We start from the raw sequence: 24,136 nt of genomic DNA on the forward strand, positions 1-24,136 counted from the left end.
GGGTGTTGGTGTCGGCGCCGGAGTTGGTGTGGGAGTGGGAGTCGGCGCGGGTGTTGGTGTCGGCGCCGGAGTTGGTGTGGGAGTGGGAGTCGGCGCGGGCGTTGGTGTCGGCGCCGGAGTTGGTGTGGGAGTTGGAGTTGGCGCGGGTGTTGGTGTCGGCGCCGGAGTTGGTGTGGGAGTTGGAGTTGGCACGACTCCATTGGTGTATTCAAAAGAGCCGCTGTCAACGATCGCCCCTGGAATAGTATCGCCATCTTGAGGGCGAGTCACGCCGCGTTGATCCAAAGCGGGTGCGCCACTTGCAACCCCTTTATCAATTGCTGGACTTCCTAATAGCAGAGGCCTTACGAAAGCGCCGTTGATGTTTTGCAGGGGGCCGAGTTTGGGATCTGCGAGAGTCACACTTGCCGTAGCATTGACATCGCTGCCGTCATTGGGGTTTTTGGGCGGCCACTGAAAATTCCCTCCTTGATCGCTATATTGGGCGGTGACGTGTTGCTGAATTCCCCAAGGGTTTCCTCCGTTAGCCGCTGTATTGTTGGAAAGAACCGTGTTTTTGAGGGTGACATTATTGGCATCGGCGAAGATACCTCCACCAACCCAACCGGCACTATTATCGGCGATCGTCGTGTTGACAATAGTTGTGCGTGCACCAAGAGTCATGGCACCGCCCAGTTTGTTGAAATCACCAGCAGCAAACGCGGTGGAGTTGCCAGAAAACGTGCTGTTAGTAATCGTAGCAGGGGCATTTCGCATCCACAGGCCACCACCTTGATTGTTGGCTTTGTTGCCAGCAAAGCTAGTGTTGGTAATAGTCAATCCCTGGTTGGTGCTGTCGCTCAAAACCGTTACCGCACCACCGTTTCCAGGATTTCCACCGCCGGGACTGCCTGTTAGCGCCATAACTTCGTTATTTTGGAAGGTGGTGTTTTCCAAAATTACATTGTCTTGGCTGCCCGTGAACAGATAAGCTGCACCTCCTTCACCTCGACCTTTATTGTTCTGAAATACGCTATTGGTAATCTTGATTGTGCCGGAAGCTTCATTTAGACCGCTGGCTCTGTCTGTGTAAATAGCGCCACCGTTACCCCTTAAACCAGGATTACCTTGACCTGTTGCGTAAGAGGCTGCGCTGGTGTCGTTGCCGATGAATCGCGAATTGTCAATTGTTAACTTGCCCTGAAGGCTGTTAATTGCCCCACCGTTAATTCCCTTGTTGTTGGTGAAGTCGCTGTTGGTGACAGTAAAAGCTTTGGAGCTCAAAAAGCCGATCGCACCTGCACCGCGTTCGTCATTACCCCCCGTCGCGATGTTGCCGTTGAATTTACTGTTCGATACTGTCAGGGTATTGTTGAAATTGCCGAAAATTGCCCCACCACCTTTATCGGCAACGTTGTTATTAAACTGAACGTTGTCTACTGTGAGCCTTACTTCGTCCGTTGTGCCGATCGCCCCACCTGTCCCAGTCGTTTTACCGTTGGCAAGAGTGAGATTTTTGACCGCAAAATTCGTCGCAGTCACAACGTTTGCATTGACAAAAAAGGCACGGGATGAGTTGTTACCGCTGATGGTTAAACCCGCTGCACCGGCGCCGTCAATGGTGAGGTTTTTGCCAACGGGAATATCGATTTGACCGCTGGTAAGGGCGATGGTTTGACCAGCTAGACCAGGAGCGAAGGTAATTGTGTCCCCGGCAACAGCGGAGGCGATCGCAGCTCTCAAGGAACCTGCTCCGCTATCGCTATTACTCGTGACGACGATAGTAGCTAAATCACCTTGGTAATTTGCCATCACATCGGAGTTCAAGGCTAAGTCCGATTCAATTTGACCCTTAGAAAATTCTAAATTCCAGTCGCCGTCTTTACCAGTAATGTTGGTGGATGCGGCAACGTCAGCCCCCGTTAATTGGCTTAACTTGTCAACGAAATTAGCGCCTGTACCTGCTGCTACATCGCAGCCGTACAGCATGATGTCGGCTTCTGGAGCTAGTGAAGTCTGCCACTTTTCCAACTGGCTTTTGTATTGATCGATGTTATCTGAACCCAGAGCGGTATTACCGAGTTGCAGGCTGCCAGAACTGCCGTGAGAAATAATGTGTACCGAGTCGATCGCCCCGTTGGTAGAGGCGTAGTTTTCAATTTCAGACGTAATTTGTTGGATGCCATTTTTGGTGCTATCGAGGATTACTACCTGCTGCCCAGGTAGCACTCCCGCTGCAATTGACTCGTAATCTTCCACCCCGGAATCAATGAATACTAAGGAACGTGGGTGCAATTTCTCCAAAGAAGATTGTGAGTTAGTTTGAGCGAATGTAGAACTCATTTGTGATACTCCATTAAGGGCGTTATTGGTAGATACAGCCCAGGAGTGTTCTTATCAGTCTTATTTGAATTCATATTAACACCTATTTTGAAAATAGTGCAACATTTACTAATCAATTATTTAAATGTTTTATTTTCCGGATTGTACTTACTTCCGCTTGTAGTTACTCAATTTTTTGGTGAGAATTGTTGAAATATCTAACAAATATGTGGCGCATATTCAAAAAAATCCAGCTTTTTTGAAGCCGGACTTTTTCAGCATTATTGGCTGCAAATACCGATAATTATAGGCATTAAAAAATGGGTGCAACGGTAATTACTTACTGAGTAACCCCTCTAAATTAGATTTACTATTGTTGATTTTACTCAGATAATTTGCGTAGATAGACACGGTTTAGTCGTGTCCATACCTGTATTAGGTCAAATTTTAAAATGAATTATATAATACATTTTGAATAATTCAGCCAATTAAAACAAAGAATGCAACTTTAGGCGCGATCGAAATTACCAGAAAGAATTGGTTGAAAGCCGGAGTCCCGGGAGTAATTAAAAGAAGACTATTCATTACTCCAATCCTCGGACTTCCCGGTAGAGGTCGCCCTCAACCCAACGACCGGCTTTTCGGGCAAGCTGTCAACTGTCAACTGTCAACTGTCAACTGTCAACTGAAGAGCGACCTCAGTCATCCCCACTTTGAAAATCTAAAATTGTACGAGATAGGCTGCGTGGCTGGCTAGATTTTTGAGACACCAGAATACTGATACCAAGTAGGTTTGGTGGCATTTACTAAGCATCAAAACAGTCTGAGATTAAGTGCCGATTAATCATCGCACTTAAGTTGTTTGCGCGCGGGCACAGGAACTTTGCGGAGTTGGGCCGTCACTACACTACAAAGGCTATGAGAATTATTCAACGGGAGTTGATACGATCGATCGCAGATTCAGTCAGATCGCATCCTCGCGCCCCGTCAGGCGGTTAATGACAATTCCATTGTGGCCAATCACCGTGTTTTACGCTCCACAGCCTCAATTACATTACTCTCCTTAGCAAACAACCGATCGCGCGCGCGGCCGTTGCTGAGTGTGTCGCTATCTCGATCGGCATAACACGAACCCAGTCCGTTTTTGTCACTCAGGGAACTGTGCCATTTTAGCAATTGGCTGTCATCTGGTTCGAGGCAATCTGAACTGCCGCCAAAAATTGTGCAAACTTTGTCAATCTCTCTAATCAGGATAGAGGCATATTTTTGAAGTGCCGAGATAACTTGCTGGATCCCGTCAGACATAGACTTGACTAAAATTACTGCAAGCGTCGCGAAAATCCCAGAGACAAAATATCCGCCGTCAATGATGCTGGAGTCATTAAATGCAAAACTTCTGGATCCGGGATTTTGGTATTCCGAGGCGGGATTGGTTTCCGTCAAAGAAGTGAACATATTCCTTCCTCCAAAAGGGTGTTGGCTGGTAGATGTACCCTTGGAGTCAGAGCGTTGGAAACAGGCAGGAACTAGGTTGGTTTGGCTCGCGGCTATTGCACTCATCTATCAGTTTCGCCTATTTCTCTGGTGCTGCCATCCGCGATCGCACGGAATTTATATTTTCTGTATTTTCCCCAATTGGCGATCGGTCAGTAATTACCGATCTAATCGAGTATCCTGTAGGTGACCGCTTCAACAAAGAGTCCTCCAAACCCCCCGATTCCGATCGATCGACCCCATCTAACATCTCAAACCTCAAATGCTCGCTCGCAAGTTAGGTACGTAGTTGCGCTTCAGCGCTCTTTCAATATATAAGAGCGCCCAAGCGCAACTACATACCTTAATTACGTAGTTGCGCTTCAGCGCTCTTTCAATATATAAGAGCGCCCAAGCGCAACTACGTACCTTATGAAGTACCTTATATTTAATGTCAAAGTTGCCTCCGGCCCGACAACACCACCGTTCACGAGTCTGTAGTAGAGGGCGGTTTCTTCCCAGCATTCCGGATGTTAATAATCTTGTTGAGCGCCTCGAACCAAAAACCAGCTCCCATAGAAATCGCTACGCCACTCAACATCCAACCAAACAATTTTGCCATCAAAGCCGGCAACAATACATTCCCCTGGGCGTCTAGTTCTAACCTGTTCGGTTCGCTCCAGCCAAAAGGTAGAGCTACATTATCCAAAGCTCGATCGACCTGATTTTGAACTTTTGTGAGATTGGTTAAATTATCCAATTTTGTGTTAGCATTTTTTTCAACCAACTGCTTAGCGTACAAATTAACAGTCGATCGCAACATCGAATCCTTCGACAACCGATTAACAATATTAATGCTATCAGCGTTAGCAGCCAGGGCGATCGTAGTTCCGAGCAAAATCGCCACCCCTCTAGAATTCCGCTTGTAAACCCCCGAAGCACGCTCCATCGATCGATCGAACCAATTTTCAATTTCTTTCTGAAACCGCTGCAACTGCTCTTGAGTATCTCCACCGCCTGTTTCAGCGCGCTGCGCCAAAATATAAAGACTGCGTTTCAAAGATTCTGGCATACTGTCCAAGGTTTCTTGAATTTGTTTGTAAATCGGACTCTCCTCTTTCTCATCCATAATTTGTGCTACCGTATCCTGACTTTTCCTAACTTTCCTCACCGTATTTAACAAATTGCTCAAACTCGGTTGCAGTTGCGCCCGCAACGCCGCCCGCTCAAACTCGCTATCAAAACTCGCCTTAATAAAAGCCATCTGTCTCTGAAATTCTCTTCCTCCCTGCTCGGTTTCCGGCAGATAAACCTGAGAATCATTAATATAAAATCCCAACTTTTCCGACATTCGATCCAAACTGTTGTTCAAACTTCCCAAATCGTTTTTATAATCTTCAACAACTCTATTGAACTCCGCAGTCAGCCAGCCAAATTCTTGCTCAATAATTGGTTTAGTAGACTCCGGCAGATTCAGACCCTCTCCAATCACTTGAATTTGTGCCAACTGTAAATCTTTAAATCTTTCCAGTCTGCTTTTAGACAGCGATTCCACCAAAGGAGAAATTTTTAAAGTATCCAAAAGACTCGCAGCAAAACTATCGGCTGGAATATAAGACGGCCCTGTTGATTTATTGCCAAAAACATTCTTAGTACCAGTCATTCGGCGGTATAAATCTCCCATGCGGTGGGTAAACGAACGAAATCCCTGTGATAGAAGACCTTTCGCTCCTTGATTCAAATCCTTGATAATCGGATTGGCATAAATTGAATTTGCCAACAGTCCGACTCGCTGCAATTGCAGCGGATCTTTGGTGGCTTCGCTGCCTCCAGAAATCAGCACCTCGATCGACTTCTTTAAATGTTCCGCCCGCCACTGCAAAACAGTAGCAATCAGTTCCTGAATTTCGGAAGCTAGCAAGCTTAAAGTCAGGTAGATAAACACTAAGCCAATTATAATATCTATGATTACAGGTAAGTTCATGGTATTGCCCCGATCGCAAATAACTGCTGTATAAGTTTACCTTCTCTTTGGGACGCTAAAAACTCTCTTAAGTTATGTCAGAAATCTTTCGATTCCTAAGCCGCAAACCGAAAACTCGCTTCAATGACAGCTTGACAGACAAACTGTGGATGCTGGCTTTTCTGTTGGCTGCGGTGCTGATTTTCGCGCTGAATCTGGGCGGCGTGGCGTTGCGGGATTGGGATGAAGGGATTGCAGCCCAGGTAAGCCGCGAAATTTGGCGCGGTAATTTAAATTGGCTGTATCCGACGATCGGCTCTATGCCTTATTTAAACAAGCCGCCGCTGGTACACTGGCTGATCGGGCTGTGTTTTCGCGTCGGTGGTGTCAGCGAATTGACGGCGAGGTTGGTACCGGCAATGCTGACAGCTTCTTCTGTGCCACTTCTTTACGCCATTGGCAGGGAGTTGTTTCCCAGACGCTCGATCGCCATTTTTTCGGCTCTCGTTTATCTGACGCTGCTTCCGGTACTGCGGCACGGACGTTTGGCGATGTTAGACGGAGCAGTTTTGTGTTTTTTGCTGGCATCGATGTGGTGTTTGCTGCGATCGCGCCGCGACTTGCGCTACGCTTTGGGCGCGGGGATTGGCTTCGGACTCATTTGCTTGACTAAAGGCGTGATGTTGGGGCTGCTACTGTGCGCGATCGGCTTTGTTTTCCTGGTTTGGGATACCCCGCGACTGCTAACTTCTGGGTATCTTTGGGGCGGATTGGCGATCGGAACTTTGCCAGTAGCTGCTTGGTATTTTGCCCAATGGCTGCACTACGGCCAAGATTTCATCAACGCTAATTTATTTAACCAATCTTTCCGGCGCATTTGGGAACCCGTAGGCAATCACAAAGGCCCGCCCTGGTATTATCTGTTAGAAATTTTAGAATCAGCATGGCCGTGGCAGTTATTTTGGCTGCAAGGGCTGCGCTTGAGTTGGGAAAATCGCAATTTTCCCGGTGCAAAATTAGTATTAGTTTGGACGGGAGTATATCTGCTGGCTATTTCTGTGATGAATACCAAATTACCTTGGTATGTTTTGCCAGTTTATCCAGCTTTTGCTTTGGCAGTTGGTAGCTATCTCGCTGAAGTTTGGGAACAAATGTCAGTCCCGGAAGAATCCGCAAAAGATGAAACAGAAGAATATTTTAATGCTATATCTCTGTTGCCTCATCCGGCAATTTTGGTAGTAATAGCCGTAGTTGGTGTCGTCGGCTGCGCGTACTTCAGTGGCTGGATACGGCTGGGCGGACAAATTGTGTCCCCCCAGGGCGATTTGCAGTTAATGCTGATGTTTGTAGCTTTGACAATGGCGCAAGCCGCCGTATTGCTCCACCGCAAAGACCGACAGTTTCTGTTAGTTTTAATTTGGGGAACTTACGTTACGCTGTTAGTATTTGTCGCTTCCGATAACTGGGTTTGGGAACTCGCGGAGGATTATCCAGTGAAGCCGATCGCCGAAATTGTCCGCCAAGGAACCCCAGCCGGCCAGCAAGTCTTTACATCTCATAAATTACCTCGTCCGTCGCTGAATTTTTATAGCGAGAGACAAGTTATTGTCGCCGACAGCCCGACGCTACAACAGAAATGGCAAACTCTTCCTCAACCTTATTTTTTGTTAGAGAAACCTGTTTTAAAACATCTAGATTTGAAGAATGCTGAGGTTGTCAAAACAGCCGATGATTGGATTTTAGTAACTAAAGAATAAGCGATCGTGTTGCCAAAAGATACCGTAGGAGCGGGTTTCACCAACCATATGTACCATTAATTGATAGAATAAATAAACCCGCCCCGCCCGACAAATAACCTCGACCGACATCATTTTTATTTGATTTTCCACAATTATTGTAGGGGCGAGCTCACCAACCATCTGTGCCGCTAACAGACAAAAACAATAAACCAGCCCTGCCCAACAAATAACCTCGATCGACATCATTTTTCTGCGATTTAAATGCGCTAATTCCGCTCTCGGTTAATGAAGATTATTCGTCTGTTTAGGGCGGGTTTATAGAGATAGTCTGTCAATTTTAAATTTGGTTGGTGAACCCGCCCCTACAGGATTTTGGTGAACAGGAATCATTAACCCGCTTCGCCCGAAAAAAAATATCGATCGCCTTTTAGAGGAATGGAATGTTCATTTTTGAAAATATTTTAGAAGTAGTAGAGTTTCCAGAAAAATGTTATACTAAACAAAAGTATTAGTTAAATGATCTGCGATCGAACTATGCAACTTACCGAACAGCGATACTACTCGACCGAGGAATATCTAGCACTAGAGGAGGCTGCTGAGTGCAAAAGCGAATATATTGACGGTGAAATATTTCCTATAGCCGGTGGCTCTACAAATCACAATCGGATTGCTGGCAATTTCTACGCGGCGTTAAATTTTGCTTTCAAGACTGAAGATTATGAAGTTTTCATGAGTGATGTCCGCTTGTGGATGCCCAAGAGGCGCATCTATACCTATCCCGATGTGATGGTAGTATGTGGCAAGCCGGAATATTATAATAACCGCACGGATATGATTACTAATCCCAGAGTTATTATTGAGGTTTTGTCAGAGTCAACTAAAGGATACGATCGCGGCAAAAAGTTTGAGGGATACCGCACGATTCCCACGGTTGAGGAATATTTGTTGCTGGATCAAAATCGGAAATATATCGAACATTTTTCTAAGACGGATAATAAGCGATGGTCGTTTGCTGAGTACAATGAATCGGATGAGTCGATCGCGCTTGCTTCAGTATCCTTTGAAATTTCTGTGGCAGATATCTATAATAAGGTGAATTTTGAAGAGGTAGATGCAGAAATCGCACCGGAAATTGGAGAAGTTTGATTCGGTGAATTTGTGGCAGATTTATTGGCGGGCGATCGCACTTTTTGTCGTAAAGGGCGATCGCCGTAGCCCGTAGCCAACTTGTGTCATTATACGATGAGCCATAATAGACAAGACCGCAACTCTTGTAGTGCGATCGATTAACCAGCAACTATTGGAGAGTTTGATTTATGCTAATTGAGAAGATCGTTCAAGAATTACAAGACATCCCCGAAGACAAACTCGCAGAAATCTATGACTTGATTCACTATTTTCGCCTTGGATTAGGACGAGAACAGCCACAGCCGCGCACCCCTGGTTTACTGACGGGAAAACTCGGTGATGCTTTTTTTGAACCGCTACCATTCGAGGAACTGGAACAATGGGAATAAGCTACCTCATTTCGCGCATACTTGACAAAAAAAATTAGCTTAGCTAAGATAAAGTTTAGTTGAAATTGCCTATAACATATGCACATAATCAGCTACCGGCAGATGCGTGAATATAGCGAAAGTCATGCTGATTGTCTGGAAGCCCTGGATAACTGGTTTAAAATTGCTAGCAAAGCTAAATGGTCAAATTTAGTTGAAGTGCAATCTGTTTTCCCTAAAGCTGAAGCCGTGGGAGGTTTTACGGTTTTCAATATCAAAGGGAACAACTATCGATTGATAGTTAGTATCGATTATGAAAGCCAGTTAATTTACATCAAATATATTCTTACTCATGCTGAATATGATAAGGAAAAATGGAAAAATGACCCTTATTTTTAATCCAGATAAATACAAAGAGTTATTGTCTCAGTATCAGCCAAAAATAATTAGAAATGAAGCTGAGAATGAAAAAGCTTTGGTGATGGTGGAAGAGTTGATGCACCGTCGCGATCGCACTCCTGAAGAAGATGAGTTATATGAGTTGTTGATTGCATTGATTGAAAAATTTGAGCAAGAATACTACGCACCGGGAGCAACGGCTACACGTCGTTCACTGTTGTTGTTTTTGATGGAACAGCGATCGCTAAAACCTGCGGATTTAGTGGGAATTATTGGCTCTGAAGAAGGAGTATATCAATTGGTTAACGGTGAGGGATATTTCAGCAAAGAGCAGGCGTTGATTCTGGGTAGTTTGTTTCATGTAGAGCCGAGTTTATTTACTAACTAACACATAGGGCCCAGAAACCGGGTTTTTGCGAAAATACTTCGCCGCAGCCAACAGATTCGGTAAAAACCCGGTTTCTTTAGTCGTAGTGCGTATCGATCGCCCTATTATGAACTAGAGAGCGTGAAGCGAAGCTATCCCGAAGGGAATCGCCTGCGTTCGGCCAGTCGCTCATCGCTGTTAAGCTGTAGCAAATTGACAGTTGTGCGCCCTTCTGGAGTTAACCCAATAATCAGGGCATCATCATCCAATGTAAAGTGTTCGGGCCAGTTCTGCGTCCGGGGGTTGAAGAGGAAACTAAAAGCGCTAGTCTGGGGATCGAAAGAACCGAGATCTGTCCCTTTATATCGGTTGCACCGCCAGCAAGCCAAGGCGAGATTATCCGCATCAGTTGTACCTCCGTGCTTCACTGCAATTATGTGGTCAATTTCGTGAGGGAAGAAACTCAAAGAAATTCCCAGCAGACAATACTCGCAGCGGTAGGAAGCGCGTTCTTCAATATATCGGCGAAGGGTGGCAGAAATATAAGTCACAAATCAAGATTGGCGAGTGAGATAAGGTAGGTTGCCCATTTTGAGCATGATTACTAGATGTTCAATCCGCTCGTATTCATCTAGTTCTAGTTGTTCTGGGGAAGTCAGTTCACCGGCTTTGCTGCGTGTTACCAATATCCGCAGGCGTTCTTGCATCTCAGGAGTGGGGCGGAAGGCTGCGATTTCTTCTGCTGTGGGCGCGCTGGCAAGAAAGTTTAAAATATAGCGGTAGGTGCGGGAGGGCAATACTGGTTGCTCGACGCACAGGCGCAAGAGTTCTGGCAGTTGTTCGCCCAAGAGTGCGAGTTGCTCTGAGAGATCGTCGGGAACTTCAATGGTGATGGTTGTCACTGGTAAAACCCTCAAAGTGGAGGAGCTATTACTTATTCTAAGGCTTTTTGTCGAAAGGGCGATCGCACTTTTTGTCGTTAAGGGCGATCGCATTTTTTTGAACCACAGACGAGCGCTGGTTTTTGTCAAGATTGCAAAATGTATTGACTGATAATATTTTTGAATTCTTGAGGAGATTCTTTGGCAATCGCCGCTCCTAAATCTGGACGCACAACCCACCACCAAACCAGTTGCTCTAAACGATCGGCAGAATCTTCATTAGGACACCATTCGATCGTACTTTCATTGACACCAATAATGTTAGCACAAAGGTCATTAGCAATGCTAACGCGATCGTCTAGTTTTTCAAACTGTACGATATCTTGCCAGCTAATTTCATTGGGAATAGAATTGAGAATTGATTGGATATCTAGAGTCAGCATTAAACTGTTCCTCCGAAAGCTATAATAACTTTAATGCCAAAGTCTTGTTGTTCTGCAAAAGATTGAGTGCTGAGCCATCCTCTCACGGTTAGAGCGTCCGAACCTGTGAGTTCAGGTTGGAGGGAGTTGTAAAAATTGGTAATTTCCTGATGAATTGACCCAGTACCGTGTTCGAGCCGCACAAGATTGCCTGTATTGTGTATTGCTTGGGCCCCGAATCTCTGTAAATTTGATGTTGTTTGCCCAACTATATGATGCCACGCTAATCCCGATCCTGCCACCCCCATTATTCTTTTAAATTCACCAAAAGTTTGAAACCCTTGTCCGGGTCTTATAGGTGAGATGACTGTTCTTGATGCTAGTTCTCTAGTTAGTCGTCTCGCTATTTCTCGTCGAGTTTCGTCTGTCATTTATATGAATTAGCTTTCACTGCTTTGATTTAACCCTATCATGGATTAAGGGCGATCGCACTTTTTAGCAAGCGCAGATGAACGGGGATGGATGATGATGGATAAAAACGCGATTTACCTATATTATGACTTACGCATAGGGCCCAGAAACCGGGTTTTTGCGAAAATACTTTGCCGAAGCCAACAGATTCGGTAAAAACCCGGTTTCTTAGTCGGAGCGCATAAGTCTTGTATTACTTAATTCTAAGACTTTAGTGCGTTACTGACATCCCCGAATATTCCTTCTAATTCCTGACCATTCATTAGCTAAATTAGATTGAGAACTAGAAATTTTTCGACCCAACATTTGAGGATTTCTTTCATAAAAAATTAGGTCGGCTTTATAGTCACATATTTTTACTTTGTCGTTGGTATTTGATGGTGTACCGTAGTTAGAAAAGTTGGCTAGTTCTTGAATAGACATCATACTATCATTCGTGCGAGCACCAATTACCCATGTAGGATAGGTAAAAACTCTGGCTCTTTGGCACTGCGAATTAAATTCACCATTTCTACCATTGGGGTAGCACTCAATGTATTGAACTTGGCTGAAGGAATCTCCGAACAATTGCGCCTGTCTTCGAGTGTAAGGACACCAAGAAGCGCCATACAGCTTAGCGCCTGCTTGTTTGAGATGATAGGCTAGAGATGCAGCGGTTTGTGCGGAGGCTGGTTTTACTAGACTGGTACAATCTATGCCAATTGCACTGATTAGGGCTAGTGTTGCTAATATTTTTAATTTCAGTTTAATCATGATTCAAGCTCTATGAGAGGGTTGGGATTTAAGGAAGGTGGTTGTGGGGAAGTCTGGGTATTGGGGATTGTTTTAGAGGGCGATCGCACTTTTGGTCGTAAGGGCGATCGCGCTAATCCGATTATCCTAAATCAGTGGCAGATTGATGGAGACAAAACTACCGCTTAGCTGAGTCGGAGTTACGCCGACAACAACACCTAAAGTTTGATTTGAACCTGCAATCTTGATGACAGTATTTCCCAGCTCAAAGTTCAAAAGTAGGTTAGATTCTGTTAATCCTTCTGTCAGTCCAATTTTATCTGCACCTAATTGGAAGTCTAAGATAGCATCTGGCAAAATGTCACCTGTGACGGCCGCATTTTTGGGTAGGACAAAGGTATCACTGCCGGGGCCGCCGATTAAGATATCTCGACCTAAATCGCCGCTGAGGGTGTCATCGCCTTCGTTTCCTTTCAGGCGATCGTTGTTAGTACCTCCTAATATCAGATCGTTGCCTCGGCCACCAAAGATATTGTCATTTCCGCTGTTGCCAGTGAGGATATCATTGCCTTTATTGCCGTAGATGATGTCATCTCCGCCAAGTCCGGCAAGGGTGTCATCGCCTGCGAAACCAGCGATGCTATCTGCTGCGTCTATGCCAACTAGATTGTCGTTTTCAGGTGTTCCTAAAACTTGACGCAGTGGAGGACGAGGTGGTGTTGGTGTTGGTGTTGCTACAACATTATCTGTCGCCGATTCAGTACCGTCATTTGTGACTGTAGTGCTGGCGAAATCGAAATCATTCGAGATGTCTGGGTCGTATGTTTTACTCGTTATGCTAGAGGTACCGGTGATGTTTCCAGTTGTCGGCGCGGTAACGGTAATGCTAACAGTTGAAATTTGACCTTTGGCTACATCGCCGAGGTCAAAAGTTAGTTCATTTCCTGACTGCTTGGTGGGGGTGATGTTAGCGGAAACAAATTTAGCACCCTCTGGCAAGGTTTCGGTGAGAATTGCACCTTTAGCGTTATCAGTGCCGTTGTTGGTGACTGCAACGGTGTAGGTGAGGTTACTTCCCGGTATTGCTGTATCGCGATCGGCTGTTTTAGTGACTGATAAATCTGCTGATTCTGTCACTTTAATCGGCAGCGGTGCGTAGCTGAAAACAGGTGCGTTGTTTTCATCCATCGCCATTGCGTAGACGTAGTAATCGCCAGTCGGTAAGCCTTGAGTGTTCCAGACGAAGTTGCCTGCACCGTCTTTTTCTTCAAGGCCACCTTTGATTAGAATGCCATCGAAACCTTTGTTGTCAGTGTCGTAGAACAGGCTAACTTTGGCAGTCGAGTCAGCATCAAAAGCGTTGTAGTTGATGGTGACGTTTTGCCCACTGACATCTTTAGATGGGGCCGTAACTTGAACAGTAGGAGCCTGAGAATCTTCAAAAGCACTGTACTCTACAGTACCTAAAGCAGCAGAATTTGTTAAGTTGATATCCCAAATACCTGGTTGTGGATTGGCTATAACAACTGCCTTCGTAGTTGTACTGGTGAGGGCATCAACAACTGCAATCTTATTCGCTGTAAAATCCGACTCTTTGAAAATAGCTCCATTGGGTGCTTTGATTTCAACAGGAGTATTAGGAGTGGCATTATCCCAGTTGGCGTTGAGAATTATCCACGGCGTGCCTGGGGCAACAGTAAAGCCTTGTATGGCGGAAGCTGTTTTATCTGCACTAGCTTCAAGCTGATTGCTAGAGGCAACTCTTTCGATTTGGCTAGAGGCAAGGAGAGAGCTATTTGTTCTTGGCACTGGTTTACCTACACTGGCCTCGGCTTTACCATCAAAAGAAACTTTGATCGTCGCTTCTGATTCTATTTTTATAGGCTCCCTAAAATTTAAAGGATTGAAAAATTCTATGGGCGGTAACTTACCATAAGCCTGAACAAAGTCGTTAGATAGATTGTTGTCATTAGAGTAGTTGAGTGCAAATTCTGCCTGTGCAAGTGGCTGACCTTTGAAGTTGATTTTTCCACCGCCTACTTCCTGTCCAAAAATTTTGCTTTTGGGGATTTCAATGGATACGTCTGGGACTTTGACGCTGGCAGCACCACCCATCATGATGTTGAAATTCTTATCGGCAGTAAATTTGCTTTTGGTGTTGATTACACCGCCAAGCATTGAGAAGTCAGCCTCAGCATTGAAAAACTTTTTATTCCAATTGAGTTCAGCCTCACCTTTGCCCTCTACCAATCCACCTGCAATTTTGATAGTACCGTTTGTCTTGAGACGATCGCGAGTGATGCTACCGCTTGCATTAAGTTCAACAGCAGTCCCAGAAACATCTCCACCAGCCCAAGAAGGTAGTGATATTGTTAATTTAGGCCCAGCAGTCACCCCAACATTAGTAAGACTGCTCTCAATGAGCTCCGGTTTAGTGAGGTTATTTACCTGCCCCGATATGCTCTGAAGAAAAGCGCCAGTAGCGCCAATAGGTTTGTTGAGCTTACTCCCTCCTATCTTGACAAAGTTTAATTTCTTATCAACAAAACCAAGACCGCCACTGAGTTCAATTCCTGTCGGGATAAGCATAGTACCTTCGCCCTTAACCTCTTTGGCTTCTGTATCCAAAGATAGTTTTGCATTTCTAATTTCCCAGACCTTTGGCACCAGCTTAATATTGTCTAAAGAAAATGACCCCTTGACATCCAGAATGGGGCTAAAGTCACGGTTGACCTTAATGTAATTGGGATCGGCAAAGTCGGCAGTAACAGTAAAAGGAGGGGTGGGAGTAGGAGTGGGACTGGGATCAAATACAACCAACTCGGCTTTCCCTTGAAGCGTAATTCCTGGTCTTTGCTGAGTAGTATATCCAAGTGCTAAACCTGTCCCTTTAACCTCCAGTAAGTCAGCGATACTAAATTTTACATCTGGAAAATCAATTTTTGCTCCGGTCAGGCTCACGCCATCCTTGCTAATCAGGATTTTATTGTTGCCCCTTATGTCTAGCTTAGTTCCGCCAAACAGTTCTGGTGGGAATTGAAGCGTCCCTTCTAATTCAATTCCTTTTTGTGTAAAACCTAAGTTTGTAAACTGAACTTCTGTTCCAGCTAGCTTGAACTGGTTTGCCACAGATTGGGTAGTTTCTTTAACTGATTTGGCAACCGCTTTTCCAACGTCAAACTCTAAATTACCTTCATACAAAGGTACTGTTAAGCCACCAATAGTCGGTGAGAATATCCCATTAGCTTTTATGGTTTGGTTGTCGTAACTAACCGAGCCATTAACACTCAACAACGGGAAAGATCCATTTTTTAACCCTATTTGAACAGTACCGGATGACTCATAGCGTTTGGTCGTATTGTTGAATACGAATTGACCGCCAACTACCTTGAGCCGCAGAGGATCTAGATCCACCTCGCTAATAGAAGGAGGAGTTGGTTTTGGAGTTGGAATAGTCAAGGGTGTTGGAGTTACAACCGTCGGAGGTGTCGGTGTTGGAGTTACAACCGTTGGAGGTGTCGGAGGTGGAGTTACAACCGTCGGAGGTGTCGGTGTTGGAGTTACAACCGTTGGAGGTATCGGAGTTGGAGGAGTTACAACCGTTGGAGGTGTTGGAGTTGGTGTCGCAGGTCGAACTAATGGTGATGCCCCCCCAATTGAACCACTAACACCCGTTACATTCTTAGAAAGCGTACCTTTTCCCGTGATGGAATCGATAAAAATGTACTTTTTATCTTCTGTGAAACCGATAAAACCACCAACGGCATATGAGATACCAAAAACATTTTTAAAGCCAATATCACCAATTTTGGTTGCTTGACCTGTAAGGGATATCGAAAACAAGGTATCACTTGTTGTCCCTGTTGATGTAGCTAGAAAACGATTAAGCTGTTCAGGATCAAATACTAAGTCACCACTACTATTAAAGTCTGAACCCAAGTTAGCGACTAAAGTTGCTGCACCGGTACTGGTATTAATGGTGTATAATTTAGAATCACCAGCAGCATAAAGTGTATTGTTGGCAAATTCTAAAGCATTCAACTCAACAGAAGAACCTAAACCAAAGTTGCCAATAAGTGAAGCAGATCCTAGATTGGGTTCGATTTTATATAAATTGCCAAACGTAATACCGAAAAGCTGACCGCTATTAGATAAGGCAATGTCAGAGAAGTCTAGGTTACTTGTTGCGATCTGTGCAAAGTTTCCCGATGTTCCATCGACTGTTCCGACTTTTCCATCCCGCGTAGCAATTATAGATGAAGAAAAACCCAATGAGGTAGTTTTCAGAGTATAATTTCCTGTTACACCAGAATTAGAACTGGTAGCCCGAATGATGTAATCAATGCCGGGGTACTTAGTGAAGCTAAGCTGTGAGTTGAGACTGCTACCTAAATCATCGTTATCGGCAATAACTTCACCTGTTGAAGCATTTACCAGTTGTAAGTAACTATCAATAGCAGTCGAGTCGAGGTTAACCTGAACTTGCTGCCAATTGGAAATCCCAGTCAAGGTATAGTCATCGGAGAAGCTACCTGGTCTTTTAGGGTTTTTAGTATCAGTGCTGCTCAAACTTCCATCAATCGTTTGCCCTAAGCTAATATTCGTCATAATCCCATCTCCCCAAAAATATAGTTGCGTCAAAACCAGCAAAGCCCGCCTAGCAAGCTTTCCTAAATATCTATCAGGGCCTTCCTCTGCTTTTTATGCAAATCGCCCTATTCTTGTAACAAAACTTTACATTGCTCCCAACAGCAGATAAGCTGTATGCCCGATCGCCCAACCGATGCACCGTCAAACCTAGCTGAAAGCCAGACTCATCATTTCACAATACTCGACAATCCTGAATCCGCATAGGCTAAACGGCTCACCATTTGGCTCAACAAAAAAGGCTCATTTAGCTCATTTGTCTCATTTGGCTCACTTCTCGGCTCACCAAATCGTGTAACATTCTTTACTAAGGCAGAGTTTCCGTAGAGGAGTACCAATGGCAGGATTGCTCAGAGCATCCGAAGAAGGATTGAAAATCATTGATATGGTAAGACGCAATCTCGGATGGAATAAAGCAGATGAGCTCTGGTGTCAGGCTGCTCTCACTTCAAAAGCAACTTTAAAGCGATTTTGGACGCAGCAACCAATTAGACGAGAGACTTTTATACACATTTGCAAAGCTGTAGGTGTGAAAAACTGGCAAGACATTGTTGCGCGAGAAATTCATGAACCAGAATTACTATTAGCCGCGATCGCAGATATCCCCCAAGACAACCAAAACGATCGCACTTTCCCCCTCCCAGAAAACTTACCCCCCGTCAGAAATTGGGTACAGCGCACCAAAGAAATCGACACCTTAAAAACCCTAATCGCTGCTCCCCCCCTTACCAATGAATCGCCCACTCTTGCTCCCCCCCTTACCAAGGGGGGGCTGGGGGGGGTTCCCATCGCCATCTCAATTGTCGGCTTACCGGGAATCGGAAAAACCACCCTCGTCAGCCAACTAATTCGCCAACTCCACACCGAAAAAACCCCCTTCACCAGCGCCGCTTGGCAATCCTTGCAATCCGCAACAGGCAAAGCACCCCCGTGCGATCGCACAATTGACTCCCTCCTATTCACCCTCTCCAACGGCGACATCACCACCGCCGTCACTCCTCAAGATGACTCTTTCCAAAAGATCGAAAAACTGATCAAAATTATCAAAGCTAAACCTTGCTTAATTGTATTCGATCGCGCCGAAACACTTTTGAAAGCAGGAGAAGCCAAAGCCGCCGGTTATTTCGCAGAAGATTGTGCAGAATATGCTTGGTTATTCAAACAACTATTAGAAACAGAACATCAAAGCAAAATCCTCTTCACCAGTCGCGAAAGCCTAGCCGAATTGCCGCCAACTGTCACCCGCGAAATCCAGCTCAACGGATTGGATCGAGATAGCGCAATTTCCCTATTGCAATCTTTTAATCTGACTGCAAATCCAGAGGAATTAGCGGAAATGGGCGATCGCTATTCAGGACATCCCAAAGCCCTACAACTCATAGCAGCCTTAATTCGAGACGATACCGAGTTTCAAGGAAATGTCGGGAATTTTTTACACCAGAGAGACTGGTTGCTGATTCGAGATATTGAGAGATTAATTGATGAAATCATCGCGCGTCTGGGCGAAGGCGAGCAAACTTGTCTCAGCCGAATTTCTGTCTATCAAACCTCAGAATATCCGCTATCTTTTGCAGGGATTAGCGCTCAAATGCCAGAAGTTAGCAAGTACGAACTTAAAGAAAATATTATTCAGGCACTCAAGCGCCGACAATTGCTATATTACGATCGCCATCTCAAATCCTATCAGTTGCATCCGCTAATTCGAGAAAAGGGTGAGCATCTCTTAAATCAAAATTCCGAAAATGTCCGTACAGCGCACAGCCAAGCTTATAATTATTATATCAGCATTCCCCTCAAGCCGGAATCGGAATGGCAAGATATCGAGGATATTCAGCCCTTAATCAGAGCGCACTATCATGCTTCTCAAGCACAAGATTTAGATGCAGCAAATGCGATTATTTCTGAAGTTTGTGAGTATCTGCGGCAGTGGAATTGTGCAGGATTAGTGTGTGGAAATATAGAGTTGCCATTGCTAATCGAAAAACCTTATTTCACAAACTAGACATCGTAGAAACAGCCATAGTTCAAGACCAGTCGATCGAACTTTACTGTCAAAGCAATTATAGCTTTTCTCAAAAAGATGAGGTATGACTGAGAGCTTGTATAATACCATTTTTCAAATATCCGATAGAGTTCGAGGACGACAAGAGATTGCAATTTATCGACTTTCCCTGTTTGCTAAAGTCTGTGATAATACCAGTTTTAAATGAAATAACAGTATTCTTGTCCCCCCTTTACAAGGGGGGGGCTAGGGGGGGTCGAAGGCTGTTGCACAATTTTATAAAAATGGTATAACTTTTAAAAAATGGTATAAGAGGGCTGAAGCCCAACAACGTACCTCATCATGTTTATCGCGTGGATTTGCCCGATTCAGGTTAATTATTATTCTGTGACTGTCTAGCTGTATTCCCGTTCTATTTTCAAGGCCGTTTCGACTCTTTGATACTCGGCCTCAACCTGTTCTAAAAGCCCGGATTCCATCCCAGATAAAGGCTTATTTGCCTCTGTCCCCATCCGGCCCATGATTTCGAGTTCCTCGCACAACTCAAACAAGTGAAAAGCACCGAGAGTACCGCTAATTGATTTCAAGGAGTGAGCAGTTCGCCGCAAAGCTAGCGGATCGGCGTTGCACAGAGCCACGGAGATGCCTTGCAGCAGTTCGGGGGCTGTTTCGAGGTAAAGGTCGATCGCCTCTTCCAAAGCTTCGACATCTCGCAGTCCCTCTATAATCTTGGCACTCAGACAATCGCCGTTTTGTGACAAAGCCCGATCGACATTTGATGCACCCCACCTGACGGCGGAGGACGAATTGGGCATAGTCACTTGTTGATTTTCCCCAACAGCAGCATTCGTTAGCGCAGCCCTCGAAGAGGATCGCACTTCTAATTCACTTGTTCCTACTGTCGGTTCAATCTGCGAGCTCACACAAAAAATCGGCTGCGGGCAATCGAATTCCCCATTTGAGCGAGATTTACACGCGCTCAAAGCTCGCACCAACTCCTCAATGGCGATCGGCTTACTCAAATAGTCGTCCATCCCCGCAGCCATGCACTCTTCGCGATCGCCCTGCATCGCATTTGCCGTCATCGCCACAATCCAAGGCCTCGTCCATTTTAGATTTTGCATTTTGGATTTTGGATTGTTAGATTGCTCATCACTAAATTCGGGATTGGGGATTTTGGATTTTGGATTGTTAGATTGCTCATCACTAAATTCGGGATTTTCGATTTGGGATTTTCCATTGTTAAATTCCTCCTCACTTATTGAAACTTCTGATTCTTCCCTGGCATTTTCTAAGTTCAAAGCCGCTGAAAATCCCTCCCGGATGCGACGGGTAGCTTCCAAACCGTCCATTTCCGGCATTTGCACGTCCATCAGCACAACATCGTAAGGCTGGCGGTGCAAAGCTTCGAGCACTTCGATACCATTTCCTGCCACATCCGCCCGATACCCCATCCGCTGCAAAATTTGCAAAGCCACCTTCTGATTCACCAAATGATCGTCAGCCAACAGAATCCGCAGCGGTAAATTCTCGGCCAGCACGGGTATGCTTTGCAATAAAGGCCCGCTGGTTCGCTGCACTCTAATTTCAGCAGTCTGTTTCCCAAAAATATTGATTAAAACATTGTAAAGCTGAGATTGTTTGATCGGCTTGTTCAAAAAGGCAGCAAAATCCACCTCAATCGTAGGGGTGTTAATTTCTTGTCTGCCGATCGAAGTTAGCATCACTAACGGCAACTTTTGGCACTCGGGATACAGGCGAATTTCCGCAGCTAAAGCCAACCCGTCCATTTGTGGCATTTGCATATCCAAAATTGCCAAGTCAAACACCTCTTTAGCCGCGATCCAATCTAAAGCCAAACGAGCCGAAGCTGAAGCCCTAGGCACCATTCCCCAAGACTGAGCTTGGAGAGTCAAAATTTGGCGGTTGGTTGCATTGTCATCGACAATTAAGACTCGCTTCCCAGTTAATTCAGGTTGAGTAGTGCTCAAATTAACTGGTAAGGAACTGTTGCAGCCTGAAACGATCGTGCTGAAATAAAAAGTAGAGCCTGCGGATTTGGGATTTTGGTCGATCGGCTCGCTGCTGAGTAAAGATTTGCTAGAGCCATATTTTTCGGCAATTTCGCAAGATTCTTCACCTGCGATCTCAAAAACTGCCACTTTAAAATCTCCCGGAGGATTGCCAGCCAGACAACCCATACTTTGCACCCACATCCTGCCGCCCATCATTTCGGCTAAACGCTTGCTAATTGCTAAGCCCAATCCCGTACCGCCGTACTGCCTGCTCGTTGAAGAATCAACCTGGCTGAAAGATTTAAACAACCGATCCATGCGATCGCACGGAATGCCGATACCAGTATCTTTAACCGCAAATTGTATTTCGTATACTTTGTGAATTGCTCGTGGTTCGCCATTAATTGCTGGCAGTTCTTGAGCGCCGATCGTGGACACTGCAAGCTTTTTGGCAGTCACCGAAACCACCACTTCTCCCCTTTCAGTAAATTTAACAGCATTGCTGAGCAAGTTGATTAAAATTTGCCTCAAGCGGGCACTGTCACCGATCGCCGTTGGTGGTACGGAGCGATCGATCAAGTAACCCAATTCCAGTTTTTTTTGTGCCGCCTTAGCAGCTACCAAATCGAGAGATTCCTCAATGCAAGTGCGGATGTCAAACGGATGTTCCTCCAAGTCCAATTTGCCCGACTCAATTTTCGAGAAATCCAGAATATCGTTGATCAGCGTCAGCAAAGCATCGCCACTGCTGCGGATAGTTTCTACAAAATCGCGCTGTTCCCGACTTAAGTGGGTATCCAGCAGCAAACCTGTCATGCCGATGACTCCATTCATCGGAGTGCGAATTTCGTGGCTCATGGTGGCTAAAAATTCGCTTTTGGCTTTCGTAGCTGCCAGTGCTTCGTCGCGAGCTTTTGCCAAATCTACGCCTGTTTGCTGGCGTTCTAGTTCGCTGCCCACCCACTGAGCCATCAGTTTCACCAACTCTCTATCTACAGCTCGGAACGGTTCTGTCAGAGGAGTCGGAGCAAAGAAGCATAGAGTGCCGTAAACTTCACCTGCCACCGTGACGGCAGTGCCCATGTAAGCTTCGATGTTGAAGGCAGGATTGGGAGTATTGAAACACAAACCCGAAAACCTCACCGACTCAAAGTACATCGGTTCTTTTGCCATTGCTGTAGCTACGCAAAAGGTTTTTTCCAGATCGTAGATTTGTGATTTGACGATCGACTCATCGGGACATTCAACAGCAATTATTTGATAGTTGTCGCCTTGAATGTGCGACAAAATTCCCACGGAAAGGCCTAAATGCCGGCATCCCATTGCCAGCAGTTCTTCGAGGCGCAAATCAAAGGTAGAAAGGCGGCCCTGCGGGTCTGTCGCTTTCTCGCAGTTCTTGTTCTGTTTGCTTGCGTACGCTAATGTCGCGCGAAACGCCGATAATTTCTTGCACCGAGCCCGTTTCGGGATCGCGGATCGTGCGGCTGGTGGTTTCAAACCAAATGTATTTGCCGTCTTTGTGGCGGATGCGGTAGCTGACGGTGTAAGTAACTGGCAGCGCCAGGACTTTCGAGTGAGCTTTGGCGACGGTTTCTAAATCGTCGGGGTGAAAATAATCGTTGGGAAGGCGCCCAATCAGTTCCGAAGGTTCGTATCCCAGCAAAGCGTGGCTGGCGGGCGAGACGTAGATAAACACGCCTTTGGGGTCGTGTCTGGTAATCATGTCGGTTGAGTTTTCGGCGATCAACCGATAGCGGTATTCGCTCTCCTTGCGTTCGACTTGAGAATTGCCCAATGCTTCTAACATTTGGTTGATGGTGTCGGCCAAGCTGGCGAGTTCATCGCCTCCTGGCATTATTTGAACGCGCAAGTCTGGATCGCCGTTGGCTGCGATGTTGCTGACGCTAGTGCTCAAGTCGGCCAATCTCGCCAAGACTAAGTTTTCTAGTAACAGCAGGGCGATCGCGCTAAATATTAAACCTACTGCCAATATCGAGAAAGTAAAGAGTTCTAGGGTAGCCTGACCTTGCCTAGAGATTACTCGGTCTACTTCTACTCGCAGCAGCAGCGCTAGCTTGCCCCGGATGTCCCGAATCAGGGCGTATCCTGCGACTACGCTGTCGCTGAGCGGCTCGATTAAAATTTCTACTGATTTGAGGTTGGAAATTTTGAGTTTGAGATTGTCCAAATCCTGCCTGGAGCGAGCCAGCACCTTAGCACCTTGTCCGGAGTAGTTCGTGGCTCCCACTTTAAAATCTAAACTCGGCAATCTAAAATCCACTGACAGGTGAGTCAGTTCCGAAAGCAAACCAATTTCGGTGTTGTCGAGGTAGCGTGCCAGGATCAGCGTCCCCCGCGGCGGGCCTTGAGCGTTGCTGTTGACGATCGGTTTTGAGGCTATCAGCAGCGTGGCTTCTGGCAGGGTGACGACGCCTGTTTTGGCGGGGTACCCCTCCTCAGAACTTGTCTGGGACTCGATCAGCGCCTCGGTCAAGTGCTGTTGCAAGCTTGCCGGAATTGGGATTTCGGTTTTGGATTTCAGGTCAAAACCTTTGCTGAAGATGGTCTTACCGTCGGAGTCCAGCAGCACCAATAAGTTTAATCTCAAGTAAACAAATGTCGAATTTACAAAATTTGACTTGACAAATTCTTGGTTCCGTGTATCGACAAAAGAGTACGTATCATCCCACTCGGCGTAATCTTGGGCGCTGGTGTCTAAATTCGACAAGTCGTCATCTAAGGCGTCCAAAGCCCGCGCGACATCCTGGCGGACGTACTGTGCCTCCAGGTTGTTAAAATCGTGCAGCAAAATGGTTGATGCAGTGGCATAGAGAACCACAATCAGGCCGATCAGAGCTGCACCGATGATTAATAGTGTTTTTTTTCGGAGTTGCATGGCGTCGCCCCCCTCACGGTGTTACTAGGCAACTAGCCTGGGGAGGTGTGAGACGTAGGTGGTTTAGCATTGGCGATCGAGCCTGGCCTGCGTGTTTTGACTGTTGTGGGCTCATTTGCAAAAGCCCTCGGTATTTCCAAGGTATCGGGTATCTAGCCCCCCACAGTCAGTGTAGTATTTTCACATCTTTAGTTCCCTTCATTATGCACAACCGATCGCCTGCGAGTCATGAGCTAACCGCGATTTTCAAAAGAAACGGGCGATCGCGCCACGAAAAAACTTCGCGTTTGATACTCGCCCCGCCCTGGGCGGGGTGCCGGTGGCGGTTGACA

The 24,136-nt window shown here is 45.8% G+C and carries 19 protein-coding genes; 7 read left to right on the top strand and 12 right to left on the bottom strand.

The window, feature by feature from the left end; all coding sequences use genetic code 11:
- The 4 genes from JGK16_RS23315 to JGK16_RS23330 all read right to left on the bottom strand — a co-directional run.
- Positions 1-2,322 (bottom strand): DUF4347 domain-containing protein (locus tag JGK16_RS23315; RefSeq protein ID WP_293203430.1); only part of this gene is annotated, 2,322 nt, incomplete at its 3' end.
- 999 nt (positions 2,323-3,321) lie between these two features.
- Positions 3,322-3,861: a hypothetical protein gene (locus JGK16_RS23320; protein WP_293190475.1), complete on the bottom strand. Its 540-nt coding sequence runs from the start codon at positions 3,859-3,861 to the stop codon at positions 3,322-3,324.
- A gap of 13 nt (positions 3,862-3,874) precedes the next feature.
- Positions 3,875-4,045, bottom strand: a complete 171-nt coding sequence (locus JGK16_RS23325; protein WP_293179102.1) for a hypothetical protein — start codon at positions 4,043-4,045, stop codon at positions 3,875-3,877.
- A 216-nt stretch (positions 4,046-4,261) separates the two neighbouring features.
- Entirely contained in the window at positions 4,262-5,758 is a 1,497-nt protein-coding gene (locus JGK16_RS23330) for a hypothetical protein (RefSeq protein ID WP_293190476.1), read from the bottom strand.
- A gap of 74 nt (positions 5,759-5,832) precedes the next feature.
- Here JGK16_RS23330 and JGK16_RS23335 point away from each other — a divergent pair, with 74 nt between their 5' ends.
- From JGK16_RS23335 to JGK16_RS23355, 5 genes are all read left to right on the top strand, one after another.
- Positions 5,833-7,494 carry a glycosyltransferase family 39 protein gene (locus JGK16_RS23335; protein ID WP_293190477.1) on the top strand — a complete coding sequence of 554 codons (1,662 nt, stop codon included), beginning with the start codon at positions 5,833-5,835 and terminating at the stop codon, positions 7,492-7,494.
- Positions 7,495-8,010: 516 nt separating this feature from the next.
- The gene (locus JGK16_RS23340; protein WP_293179094.1) at positions 8,011-8,622 is read left to right on the top strand and encodes a Uma2 family endonuclease; all 612 of its coding nucleotides are present in this window, start codon (positions 8,011-8,013) and stop codon (positions 8,620-8,622) included.
- Between the two features lie 170 nt (positions 8,623-8,792).
- Entirely contained in the window at positions 8,793-8,993 is a 201-nt protein-coding gene (locus JGK16_RS23345; RefSeq protein ID WP_106148181.1) for a hypothetical protein, read from the top strand.
- 102 nt (positions 8,994-9,095) lie between these two features.
- Positions 9,096-9,371, top strand: a complete 276-nt coding sequence (locus tag JGK16_RS23350; RefSeq protein ID WP_293203431.1) for a type II toxin-antitoxin system HigB family toxin — start codon at positions 9,096-9,098, stop codon at positions 9,369-9,371.
- Positions 9,355-9,759, top strand: coding sequence for a transcriptional regulator (locus JGK16_RS23355; RefSeq protein ID WP_293179086.1), 405 nt, complete (start codon positions 9,355-9,357; stop codon positions 9,757-9,759). The genes JGK16_RS23350 and JGK16_RS23355 overlap by 17 nt, the downstream gene beginning before the upstream one ends.
- A 131-nt stretch (positions 9,760-9,890) precedes the next feature.
- Here JGK16_RS23355 and JGK16_RS23360 read toward each other — a convergent pair whose 3' ends face one another.
- The 5 genes from JGK16_RS23360 to JGK16_RS23380 all read right to left on the bottom strand — a co-directional run bounded on the left by JGK16_RS23360 (position 9,891) and on the right by JGK16_RS23380 (position 12,265).
- Positions 9,891-10,289, bottom strand: coding sequence for an HNH endonuclease signature motif containing protein (locus JGK16_RS23360; protein WP_293179079.1), 399 nt, complete (start codon positions 10,287-10,289; stop codon positions 9,891-9,893).
- 3 nt (positions 10,290-10,292) lie between these two features.
- Positions 10,293-10,769, bottom strand: a complete 477-nt coding sequence (locus tag JGK16_RS23365) for a hypothetical protein (protein ID WP_293179076.1) — start codon at positions 10,767-10,769, stop codon at positions 10,293-10,295.
- Positions 10,766-11,062: a hypothetical protein gene (locus tag JGK16_RS23370; RefSeq protein WP_293190478.1), complete on the bottom strand. Its 297-nt coding sequence runs from the start codon at positions 11,060-11,062 to the stop codon at positions 10,766-10,768. The genes JGK16_RS23365 and JGK16_RS23370 overlap by 4 nt, the downstream gene beginning before the upstream one ends.
- Positions 11,062-11,472, bottom strand: coding sequence for a hypothetical protein (locus JGK16_RS23375; protein WP_293190479.1), 411 nt, complete (start codon positions 11,470-11,472; stop codon positions 11,062-11,064). Before JGK16_RS23375 ends, JGK16_RS23370 begins: the two co-directional genes overlap by 1 nt.
- A 259-nt stretch (positions 11,473-11,731) precedes the next feature.
- Entirely contained in the window at positions 11,732-12,265 is a 534-nt protein-coding gene (locus JGK16_RS23380) for a hypothetical protein (RefSeq protein WP_293190480.1), read from the bottom strand.
- Positions 12,266-12,277: 12 nt separating this feature from the next.
- Here JGK16_RS23380 and JGK16_RS23385 point away from each other — a divergent pair, with 12 nt between their 5' ends.
- Positions 12,278-12,433, top strand: coding sequence for a hypothetical protein (locus JGK16_RS23385; RefSeq protein WP_293190481.1), 156 nt, complete (start codon positions 12,278-12,280; stop codon positions 12,431-12,433).
- Here the strand turns inward: JGK16_RS23385 and JGK16_RS23390 are convergent.
- A complete protein-coding gene (locus JGK16_RS23390; protein ID WP_293190482.1) occupies positions 12,392-16,852 on the bottom strand; it encodes a hypothetical protein in 4,461 nt (1,486 codons plus the stop codon). The two genes, JGK16_RS23385 and JGK16_RS23390, sit on opposite strands and share 42 nt — an antisense overlap.
- Positions 16,853-17,228: 376 nt before the next feature.
- On the opposite strand from JGK16_RS23390, the gene JGK16_RS23395 reads away from it, so the two are divergent.
- Entirely contained in the window at positions 17,229-18,893 is a 1,665-nt protein-coding gene (locus JGK16_RS23395; RefSeq protein ID WP_293190483.1) for an AAA family ATPase, read from the top strand.
- Between the two features lie 395 nt (positions 18,894-19,288).
- Here the strand turns inward: JGK16_RS23395 and JGK16_RS23400 are convergent, their stop codons facing one another.
- Together JGK16_RS23400 and JGK16_RS32815 are read right to left on the bottom strand one after the other, a co-directional pair.
- The gene (locus JGK16_RS23400) at positions 19,289-22,255 is read right to left on the bottom strand and encodes a response regulator (RefSeq protein WP_366517173.1); all 2,967 of its coding nucleotides are present in this window, start codon (positions 22,253-22,255) and stop codon (positions 19,289-19,291) included.
- 1 nt (position 22,256) lies between these two features.
- Positions 22,257-23,804, bottom strand: a complete 1,548-nt coding sequence (locus JGK16_RS32815) for a CHASE4 domain-containing protein (protein ID WP_366517174.1) — start codon at positions 23,802-23,804, stop codon at positions 22,257-22,259.
- Positions 23,805-24,136 lie beyond the last annotated feature (332 nt).

The sequence above is a fragment of the Microcoleus sp. PH2017_09_SFU_O_A genome (assembly GCF_020738625.1).
Classification (GTDB): domain Bacteria; phylum Cyanobacteriota; class Cyanobacteriia; order Cyanobacteriales; family Microcoleaceae; genus Microcoleus.